Annotated in this window: 4 protein-coding genes; 3 read left to right on the top strand and 1 reads right to left on the bottom strand. The window is 63.3% G+C overall.

Annotation, left to right across the window (positions count from 1 at the left end; genetic code table 11):
• Positions 1 to 203 precede the first annotated feature (203 nt).
• Positions 204 to 2,996 (bottom strand): DUF4961 domain-containing protein, encoded by a 2,793-nt coding sequence (locus JKL48_RS16545; protein WP_201984778.1) that lies wholly within the window; start codon positions 2,994 to 2,996, stop codon positions 204 to 206.
• Positions 2,997 to 3,185: 189 nt separating this feature from the next.
• On the opposite strand from JKL48_RS16545, the gene JKL48_RS16540 reads away from it, so the two are divergent.
• From JKL48_RS16540 to JKL48_RS16530, 3 genes are all read left to right on the top strand, one after another.
• Complete coding sequence (locus tag JKL48_RS16540; protein WP_201984770.1) at positions 3,186 to 4,169, top strand: DUF2279 domain-containing protein; 984 nt, start codon at positions 3,186 to 3,188, stop codon at positions 4,167 to 4,169.
• A gap of 256 nt (positions 4,170 to 4,425) precedes the next feature.
• Positions 4,426 to 5,643 carry a Smr/MutS family protein gene (locus JKL48_RS16535; protein ID WP_201984761.1) on the top strand — a complete coding sequence of 406 codons (1,218 nt, stop codon included), beginning with the start codon at positions 4,426 to 4,428 and terminating at the stop codon, positions 5,641 to 5,643.
• A gap of 210 nt (positions 5,644 to 5,853) precedes the next feature.
• Positions 5,854 to 6,774 (top strand): metallophosphoesterase, encoded by a 921-nt coding sequence (locus JKL48_RS16530; protein WP_201984759.1) that lies wholly within the window; start codon positions 5,854 to 5,856, stop codon positions 6,772 to 6,774.
• Positions 6,775 to 6,845 lie beyond the last annotated feature (71 nt).

Below are 6,845 nucleotides of genomic sequence, written 5' to 3'. Positions count from 1 at the left end.
TCCATCAGCCAGCAAAAAGCCCCGCCGGAAAATCCGAACGGGGCCTTATACCTGTCAACCTTTAGCCGGACGAGACACTAAGGTTGTCAGAACGTCATGCTGAGCGGAGTTGAAGCATCTCTACCGCTTCGTTGAATCGATTGAATTACTACTGCGGTAGAGATGCTTCGACTGCGCTCAGCATGACGTCCGATTTTAACTCCTTACTCCACCACCAAGCGTTGGGTTTGCTGCTGGGCGTCGGAGCGCAGCTGCACGATGTAGACACCGGGGGCGAGTTTGCCGAGCGGCAGCTCGCGGGTGTGGGTGCCGCTGCTTTCGCGCACGGTGGGGAGGGTTAGCACGTTTTGACCCAACACGTTGCGCACAGTGAGTTGCACGGTGCCGGTAGCGGGCAACTCATAGAGCACGGTGGTGCTGCCGCTGGCGGGGTTAGGCGCCACGCTCAGGTGGAAGGTGGCGGCTGCTTGCGCGGTGCTGGAAGCCAGGGTGATGCGGCGAATGCGGGCGCTGGTGTACACGGCAAACTGCCCGACGTTGAGGTTGAGCAGGTCGTGGGTGTTGGTGACGGTGATGCTGTCGCCGGTGAGGTAGTTGTACCATTTGCCGGTTTGCTGGAAGCTGGGGTCTACCTGGTCGCTAAACAGGCCGAAGTTGCCGACCACCGTGATTTTCAGGGCCGGGTCGGTGACGTGCATCACCTTGGACTGCCCACTAAGGGCCCCGCTGAACGTGCCCGTGCTGAAGCCCGGCCGCTTGCGCAGGGCAATAAGGTTGGCGTAGGTATCGCGCAGGTGGCGGCGGTTGGCATCCTGCAGGTAGTTCCACAAAATGGGTTTGGCGCCCACGCGGCCGTTCTGGTTGATGTCGATGTCGTAGCCCACCTCGCCAAATTCCCACACCATTTTGGCGCCGGGGATGGGGAAGAAGAAGGCGGCATTCATTTCCATGCGGGCCAGGGCGGTGGCCAGGTTGCGCATGTCGTAGCCGGCGCCGTTGTTCAGGCCGTAGTTGAGGGCGTCGTACATCAGGCGCTGCTCGTCGTGGCTTTCCATGTAAGTCACCAGGCCGGGCTGCTGCCAGCCGCGGTTGCCGTAGTAGCCGTAACCGAAATCGGTGTTGTTGGTGCGGCCCTGGCCGGCCTGGTCGTAGGCATAGTTCAGGTTGCCCCACAGCATCATGCCGGCGTTGGCCAGCACGGTTTCCTCGCTGTTGTCGGCAAAGTGCTCCAGGATGGCGTAGGTGCCGGCGCGGTTAGTTTGCATGCGGGTGTAATAGTCCATCCAGATGTTGATGCGCGACTGGTCGTACTGGCCCCACTGGGCTACGTTGTTGCCCGAGTTCACCTGGGTGAAGCCCTTGCTCAGGTCGAAGCGGTAGCCATCGACACGGTACTCGTTCACCCAGAAATCCATCACGTTCTTGCTGAACGCCCGCGTGAAGGCGCTTTCGTGGTTGAAGTCGTAGCCCACGTTGAAGGGGTGGGTAGCCACCCGGTTGAACCAGGGGTTGTCGAGAGTAGGCCCACCGGCATCCGAATACAGCTGCACCATGGGGCTCTGGCCGAAGGAATGGTTCAGCACCATGTCGAGCACCACGGCGATGCCGCGGCGGTGGCATTCATCGATGAGGGTTTTGAGGGCGGTTTTGGTGCCGTAGTATTTGTCGGGGGCGAAGTAGAAGCTCGGGTTGTAGCCCCAGCTGTCGTTGCCCTCAAACTCGTTCACCGGCATCAGCTCGATGCAGTTCACGCCCAGGCGCTGAATGTAGCGCAGGGTATCGCGCAGAGTCTGGTAGTCGTGGCGGGCCAGGTAGTCGCGCAGGTGCAGCTCATAAATCACGAGGTCGGTTTTGGCCGGGCGCGTGAAGTTGTTCACCTGCCAGGTATAGGCCGGCTGGTTGGTCTGGAACGTGGCCATGATGCCGGTTTGCCCGGTGGGGTAGCGCAGGCCAGGGTAAGTCACGGCCGGCACGTACTGGTCGTTGTTGGGGTCGAGCACCTTCTCGGTGTAGGGGTCGGCCACACGCAGGGTGCCATCCACGAGGTACTGGTAGGCGTATTCCTGGCCGGGGGTGAGGCCGTTGAGCTGCACCCACCACATGTTGCCATCGGGCGTCTTGTTCATGAAGCCCGCGCTGACGGTCTGGAAGTTGTTGAACTCGCCCACGGCGTACACAAACTGCTTGTTGGGGGCCGTGAGGGCCAGAATAACGGACGTACCGCCGGCCAGATAGGTCACCCCCTCGTGGGCGCCGGCGGGCAGGGCCGCCACCGTCACGGTGGGCCGCACCACCAGAATCACGGAATCGGACACGGCCGTGGTGCCGGTGCCGGCCGTCAAGCGCAACACGTTGCGGCCCGACTGGGTGGGCGTGGCATTGCTGCTGATGGTGGTGGCATTGGTGGCCTGCGCAATCTGGGTGCCGTTCAGGGTCAGCGTCAGCGTGGTCGACTGAGCGCTTTCGCCGGTGACGGGAATGGCCACGTTGGCAGGCACAAACTGCGGATTGGCCGAATGCGCCGGGGCCGTGATGCGCACGGCCGGGCCGCCCTGGTAGGCATCCACGAAAATGTCGCTGCCGCCGGCTGCCCGGCCCACCACGGAGCCATCAGCATTCTTGAAAATCATGCCCAGGCGTAGCAGCGTTTCGGCCGCCGGGATGGGGTAGTACGTGCGCGGCGTGAAGGTGATGCGGTAAAGGTTGGGGTTGCTGGCATCGCGGGTCATCAGCGCGGTGGGGTCGGCGGTGCCAAAGCTGGGGCTGTGCACGTTGCGCCAGTTCACGTTGCTGCTGCTCAGGTTGGTGACGGTGCCGGTCCAGATGTAGACGTTGCCGGTGAAATTGGCCAGCGCGGCGTTGCCCTGGGTGGCGTCGTAGGTAATGGTCACCGGCGTGGTGTCGGTGAAGAACACCGGGGAGGTGCTCACCTGGGCCTGGGCCGTCCAGGCTAGCAGCGTCAGCAGCAAGCCCGTTAAGCGTCGAAGTTTGTTCATGGGGAATTCTGTCAGGAAAATGAGTGGAAGTGAGAAAGCGAGGGATTTGGCCGCGAAGCCGGATTTTGTGGAAACGTTTGCAACGGTCCGATGGAATTAATTCACCGGTCAAAACAAGTCGCAAGATACGGAATCTTCACCGCCAGGCCATTTTCAGGGGTGTACCTTTGGCCTTTCTTTTCGGTTCGCATGGCGTCAGCCTTCTTCATATCGGTTTTGCCGCGGTTAAAGTTTCTGGTGGTGCTGGCAATTGCCGGCGCAGGGTGCGGGCCCTTCACCAGCCGGGCCCAGGCCCTGCTCCCACTGGCCGCCAGCGCTAGTCCAGCTGCGGTGGCCAGCGCGCCGATACCGATTGATTCGGCCGCCCAACGACGGCGGCGCCTGCGCCTGCTGGTGGGCGGCTCGGCCCTGAGCTACGGCGTCATCTACACGGGCCTCACCACGGCCTGGTACACCGGCGAGCGGGTGCCGCTGCACTGGTTCAACGACCTGCCCGAGTGGCAGCAACTGGATAAGTGCGGGCACTTCTGGGGCGCCTTTCAGGAAAGCCGGGGCGCCGTGGACATGCTGCGCTGGGCTGGCCTGAGCGAGAAAAAAGCCATTTGGTACGGCTCCTTCGTGGGGTTCGCCATCCAGAGCCCGCTCGAACTCCTCGACGGCCAGGACCCGGCCTACGGCGCCTCGGCCACCGATTTGGCGGCCAACTTCCTGGGCTCGGCCACACTGCTGGCCCAGCAGCTGGCCTGGCACGACGTCCGCATCCTGCCCAAATGGTCGTTTCACCTCACCAGCTACGCCAAGATGCGGCCCAATGTGCTGGGCAGCAACGTGCCCGAGCGCTGGCTGAAGGATTACAACGGCCAAACCTACTGGCTCTGCACCGACGTGGGCGCTTTCCTCAAGCCCGGCAACCGCTGGCCGCGCTGGCTGCAACCGGCCCTGGGCTACGGCGGCCAAGACATGGTGTACAACGACGACGGCACCAACGCGGCGGCCGGCCTGAGCCCCTACCGACAGTTCTACTTGTCGGTCGACGTGGACTTGCGCCGCATTCCCACCCGCAGTGTGCTGCTGAAACGGGTGTTCTACACCCTCAGCATTTTCCACCTGCCCGCGCCGGCATTGGAGTACAACGGACGCAACGGTTTCGCCTTTCACGGGCTCTACCTATAGGACCACAGATTCAAGGAATTGAAACGGCTTGAGACGGATTTTTGTGATTCCGACCCCGTTTCGGCTTGTTATTCCGTAAGTCTTCGGGGGATGCAACTAGCTGACAGTGCATTGGCTGCCAATACGAGGCCAATGCCTTCGCGGCAGCAAACCGTACTTTTGCAAATTCAGGGCGCCTAAGTCCTATCGAAACGACGGCTGGGCGGAAACACAAAGAATCCGTTCCAGTCCGTTAAAATCCGTTAAATCTGTGGTTATGAACGTAGGAGACAGAGTCCGGCTATTGACCGGCACCGAAGAAGGCATTGTTACCCGCCTGCTCGACAGTGAGCTGGTGGAAGTGGCCATCGACAACGACTTTACCATTCCCGTGCTGCGGCGCGAAGTGGTGGTAGTGGCCCATGAGGAAGGCAAAACCTTCGACCGCGCCGCCCCCGACTACGGCCCCGGCCAGACGCCCGGCAAAAACGCCAACGCCAGCAAAAAAGACAAGAGCAAGCGCCCCACCCCCGGCCCGGCCAAACCCGCCCAGCCCTCCCTGCAAGAGGCGTTGGCCGCTGCGGCATCCAGTGGCGCGGGCATGGCCAAACCGGCTGGCAGCTCCCCTGCCGGCAGCGGCACCAAGCAGGCCGCCGCCGCTAAAGGCCTGTTTCTGGCCTTGGTGCACCAGTCGCCCGAGCTGCTGGGCGTTACGCTCATCAACAACACCGAGGCCGACGTGCTCTACACCTACGGCGAGGAAACCAGCGCCCGCCCCTACCGCGCCCTGGCCGCCGACAAGCTGGGCCCCAAAGCCAGCACCAAGCCCCTCTCCTTCCTGCACCTGAAGGACTTTGAAACCTGGCCCGCTGTGGTGTTCCAGCTGCTGCCCACCCGCCTCAACGGCGACGCGGCTTACGAGCTGCTCACCAAGCGCCAGGCCTTCAAGGCCAGCACCTTCTACGGCAGCCAGAAGCCCGCGCCGGTGATTGGCAAGGATGCCTACCTGTTTCAGCTCGATGAGAAGGCCGCGGCCGCCATCGCGCCCGCGAAACTGGCTGAGGAAGCCCCCGCGCCGGCCGCCGCCCCGGCCAAGCCGGCCGGCGTAGATGCCGCCGCCCTCAAAGCCCAGCTCAGCGGCGACGCGCCCGCCCGGCCCGCGGCCGTGGTAGCAGCGGCTACGCCCGCGCCCACCGGCCCGGTGGTAGCTCCGCCGCACGAGGTCGACCTGCACCTCGAAGCCCTGCGCCCCGACAGCAAAGAGGAGCTGAGCAACACGGCCATTCTGCGCCTGCAGCTCGATGCGTTTGAGGACGCGCTGAGCCGGGCCTTGGCCACCAACATGCACGAAATCGTGTTCATCCACGGCATGGGCAACGGGGTGCTGCGCAAGGAAATCCACCGCCAACTGAGCCGCAACAAGGACATCAAGTTCTTCGAGGACGCCCGCAAGGAAAAGTTCGGCTTCGGCGCCACGCTGGTGCGGCTGAAGTAGCGGCATCGGGCGCGGCTTTGGTAGTAATAAGAAACGTCATGCTGAGCGTAGTCGAAGCATCTCGCCTGTGGTAGTAACTCAATCGTTGGCTAAGCCGACTCTCGCTTGGAGAAGAGCATTACTACGGCATGCGAGATGCTTCGACTGCGCTCAGCATGACGTGCTTTTGTTTCCCTGTTTCTACTTCCCTATCCCTTATACCCTCCCACCATGTACGACCTCATTGGCGACATTCACGGCCACGCGGCCGAGCTGCGGCGGCTTCTAGCCAAACTCGACTACACTCCCGATGCTGCCGGCGTGTACCGCCACGCGGCGGGCCGGCAGGTCATTTTTGTGGGTGATTTCATTGACCGGGGCCCGGCCATCCGCGAAACGCTGCAAGTGGTGCGCGGCATGGTGGACGGCGGCGCGGCCCTGGCCGTGATGGGCAACCACGAGTACAACGCCCTGGCCTTCTGGACGCCGGACCCCGCCGGGGGCTACCTGCGCCCCCACCGGCCCCACCATGTGGCGCAGCACGCCCGAACGATGGCCGAGTTTGCCGCGCCGGAGCGGCAGGCCGAGTGGCGCGACTACCTGGCGTGGTTCATGCGGCTGCCGCTGTTTCTGGAGCTGCCCGGCCTGCGCGTGGTGCACGCCTGCTGGGATGCCCGCTACATTGCCCAGCTGCGCCAATGGCTGCCCGATGACCGTCTCACGCCGGAGTTCCTGCTGCGGGCCAGCCGCCCGGGCTCTGCGGAGATAGATGCCGTCGAAATTACCCTCAAAGGCCACGAAACCGACCTACCCGACGCGCACCACTTCTTCGACAAAGACGGCCACCGCCGCGATAAAATGCGCACCGCTTGGTGGCGCGACCCGGCCGCCGCCACTTACAACGACTATTACCTGGAGCCCATTGCCGCGCTGGCCAACCAGCCCGTGGACGTGGCCGCCTTGCCCGACGCCAGCTACTATCAGGACGAAACGCCCGTCTTTTTCGGCCACTACTGGCTGCGCGGCGAGCCCCGGCTGCTCACCCCGCACTCCGTGTGCCTCGACTACAGCGTGGCCAAAGGGGGCGAGCTGGTGGCCTACCGCTGGCACGGCGAGCAGGAGCTGACGCCCGGCGGCCTGCTCACCGCCTGAGCCGTCCGGCTCATGACCCACCCGCTTAGTGTTGGCGCTGCCACTGCGTTGCAGATAAATGACATGTTTAT

This window comes from Hymenobacter rubidus (assembly GCF_016734815.1).
GTDB classification, from domain to species: Bacteria; Bacteroidota; Bacteroidia; order Cytophagales; family Hymenobacteraceae; genus Hymenobacter; species Hymenobacter rubidus.
Note: the sequence above shows the minus strand (reverse complement) of the source record. Positions and strands in the feature narration are given on the sequence as shown.